At 71.8% G+C, this 3182-nt stretch carries 2 protein-coding genes and 1 tRNA gene; 1 reads left to right on the forward strand and 2 read right to left on the reverse strand.

Translation table 11 applies throughout. The annotated features are described in order from the left end of the window. Positions 1-10 precede the first annotated feature (10 nt). On the forward strand, positions 11-970 hold the full coding sequence (locus tag DKT68_RS00365) for a DNA polymerase domain-containing protein (protein WP_109815457.1): 960 nt from the start codon (positions 11-13) through the stop codon (positions 968-970). Positions 971-1054: 84 nt separating this feature from the next. On the opposite strand, the gene DKT68_RS00370 is transcribed toward DKT68_RS00365, so the two are convergent. Then, the gene (locus DKT68_RS00370; protein WP_109815456.1) at positions 1055-2395 is read right to left on the reverse strand and encodes a carbohydrate-binding protein; all 1341 of its coding nucleotides are present in this window, start codon (positions 2393-2395) and stop codon (positions 1055-1057) included. Between the two features lie 357 nt (positions 2396-2752). Then, positions 2753-2827: transfer RNA gene (locus DKT68_RS00375), tRNA-Arg, on the reverse strand. Positions 2828-3182 lie beyond the last annotated feature (355 nt).

Genomic DNA, 3182 nt, shown 5'->3' on the forward strand with positions numbered 1-3182 from the left:
GGGTGGGTGGGTGAGCGAGGCTGACGAAACCCGGGACGGGGTGGCCCTGACCAACCTCGACCAGCCGCTGTCCGACCGCGACGACGCGACCAAGCGGGACCTGGTCGACTACCTGGACGCGGTCCGGGAGCTGATCCTCCCGCAGCTCCGGGACCGGCCGCTGTCGGTGATCCGGGTCCGCCCCGGCCAGCCGCCGTTCATGCAGAAGAACCTGCCCCGGTACACCCCGGACTGGGTTCGCCGGGTCCCGGTCTGGGCGGAGGCCTCGCACCGGGAGATCTCGTACGCCCTCTGTGACGACCGGCGCACCCTGCTCTGGTTCGCCAACCAGAGGGCGGTGGAATACCACCCGACGCTGGCCACCACGGCGGACCTGCACCGCCCCACCCACCTGGTGCTCGACCTGGACCCGCCGGAGGGGGACGGGTTCGCCGCAGCGGTCGGCGCGGCGCTGCTGGTCCGCCAGGCGCTCGCCGACGCCGGCCTCTCCGGGACGGTCAAGACCAGCGGCGCCAAGGGGGTGCACGTCTTCGTTCCCATCGCCGACGGCCCCACGGCGGAGGAGCTGGCCGCCGCGACCCGGGCGGTCGCCGCCCGCGCCGAGCGCCTGGACCCGGTGCTGGCCACCACCGCGTACATCCGGGAGGACCGGGGCGGCCGGGTCTTCGTGGACGCCACCCGGGCCGGCGGGGCGACCGTCGTGGCCACCTACAGCCCGCGACTGCGCCCCGGGCTGCCGGTCTCCTTCCCGGTCGACTGGACCGACCTCACCGAGGTGACCCCGACCGACTTCACCATCCGGAGCGTGCCGCCGCTGGTCGACGGCACCGACCCGTGGGCCGCGCTGATGCCGGCGCCGCAGCCGCTGCCCGCCGACCTCGTGGCCGAGGGGCGGACCATTCCGGTCGCCCGGGTGCAGGCCATGCACGAGGGCAAGCGCCGGGCCCGTGCCCGCCGCGAAGCCGGCTGACGGTACGCCCCGAGCGGCACTCACCGACCAGCCGTGGTCTCCGCGGGCGAGGGCGCTCCCGCGGAGACCATCAGCTCTGGTGGCTCAGCGTCCCTGCAAACGCTTCACGTTGTCGCCGAAGGTCCAGCCCTTCGACCCGTCCCAGTTCGCCGACCAGGTCATCAGACCCTTGAGCCCGGGTACGGCGTTCCACGCCTGCGTGACCAGCGACGTCGACATGTAGCCGCCGCCCGCGCCGGTCTGCGCGGGCAGGCCCGGGACCTGCTTGTCGTACGGCACGCGGATGGTGGTGCCCTGGATGGTCAGGCCGTTGTTCAGGCACTGCGTCTGCACCGTGAACCCCTGCACTGTGCCGGCGGGGTACGAGTCACCGGCGCAGCCGTACATGCTGCCGTTGTAGTACTGCATGTTCAGCCACCACAGCCGGCCGTTGTCCACGTACTTCTTGATGATCGGCAGGTACGAACCCCAGATCGAGCCGTAGACCACGCTGCCGCCGGTGACGTAGGCCGTCTCCGGCGCCATGGTCAGGCCGAAGTTCGACGGCATCCGGGCCAGCACTCCGTCGATGATCCGGATCAGGTTGGCCTGGGACGTGGACAACGTGTTGATGTTGCCACTGCCGGTCAGGCCGGTCTCGATGTCGATGTCGATGCCGTCGAAGTGGTAGGCCGTCAGGATCGGCACGATCGTCGCGACGAACCGGTCGGCGACCGCGCTGGAGCTCAGGTCGATGCCCGCCGCGGCCCCGCCGATCGACATCAGGATGGTCGCGCCAGCGGCCTTGGCCTGGCACATCTCGGCCGGGGTGGCCACCTTCACGCCGGCGTCCATGCCGTTCTCCCAGAGCACCGTGCCGTCCGAGCGGATCACCGGGAAAGCCGCGTTGATCACGTTGTAGCCGTGCTGGCTGAACCGGCTGTCGGTGATCGGGATCCAGCCGAGGCCGGGGTGCACGCCGTTGGAGGCGCCATCCCAGTTCTCCCAGTAGCCCTGCAACACCTTGCCGGCGGGCCGCGACTTCACCCCGCACGTCCCACCGGTCGGCGGTGGCGTGGTCGGTGGAGGCGTGGTCGGTGGCGGCGTGGTGGGCGGCGGCGTGGTGGGTGGCGGCGTGGTCGGCGGCGGTGTGCCTCCCGAGCACGCGCCTAGGTCACGCCACAGTGACGGGGTCGAGGCCGGGTTCCAGCCGGCGCCGGGGTGTGCGGTGTGGGTGACCAGAGCCTGGTAGAGCCGGCCGCTGTAGGTGACCTGGGCGCCGGCCGGGTAGGTGCTGCCCTCGGCCCAGGCCGGCGCCGTGCAGGCGACCAGCAGGGCGACGTCCGCCGAGGACACGGCGGCCATGCTGCTGGGGACGAAGGCGACGGCGGCCGCGACCGTCATCGCCGCCCCGGCCACCACTGCGAAAATCCGACGGCTTCTCATGGCGCACTCCCCAGGCTTCGACGACCCGCGACCTCCACATATTGACGTTCGTGACGTTTAATATCAAGGGTTGTTAACAGATTCGAGGAAGTCGTGGAGTGTGGCTGGTGTCGCCTCGGCCGGGACCATCGCTGCCTGCCGCGTCCGCTTCGGCGCGACACCCGGCATGTGCGTCTCCAACGCCGAGCGCCCCACCCCAACGGGAAAGATCGCGCTCGATCCAGGAAGCAGTGGGGTCATCGACGCTGGAGGCCACTACTTCCAGGATCAAGCGCGATCGTGGGACCCGTGCGCGGTATGGCGGCCCCTGGGAAAGCGGCGAAGCCCGGGCCGACGGCCCGGGCTTCGGTGTTCTGGTGGTGCCCCCGGCAGGATTCGAACCTGCGCCCCCGCCTCCGGAGGGCGGTGCTCTATCCCCTGAGCTACGGGGGCTCAGCGACTGGAGAAGACTAGCAAACCTCCTCCAGGAACGCCGAACCGGTATCGGTGCCCCGATCGTGTCGCCGGACGCCCACCGCCCCCGTGCGCGGGCCGCCGACGGAAGATCCGCTCAGCATCGGGGAAGTTGCTGCCTCGCCGCGGCCCGAAGCAGCACTTTCCCTGATCCTGCTCGGATCTTGACCGGGCTGGGCGGTTCTGGTCGGCCCGCCGGGGCCGCCGGTCGGGCGGTGACCCGGTCGGCGGCCGGTCGCGCGGTGGCCCGGTCGGTCGGCGGCCCGGGCGGATCGGGCGGTGGCCCGGTCGGGCGGTGGCCCGGTCGGGCGGCGGGTCGGGCGGTGGCCGGGTC

The sequence above is a fragment of the Micromonospora acroterricola genome, from assembly GCF_003172955.1.
Taxonomy (GTDB): domain Bacteria; phylum Actinomycetota; class Actinomycetes; order Mycobacteriales; family Micromonosporaceae; genus Micromonospora; species Micromonospora acroterricola.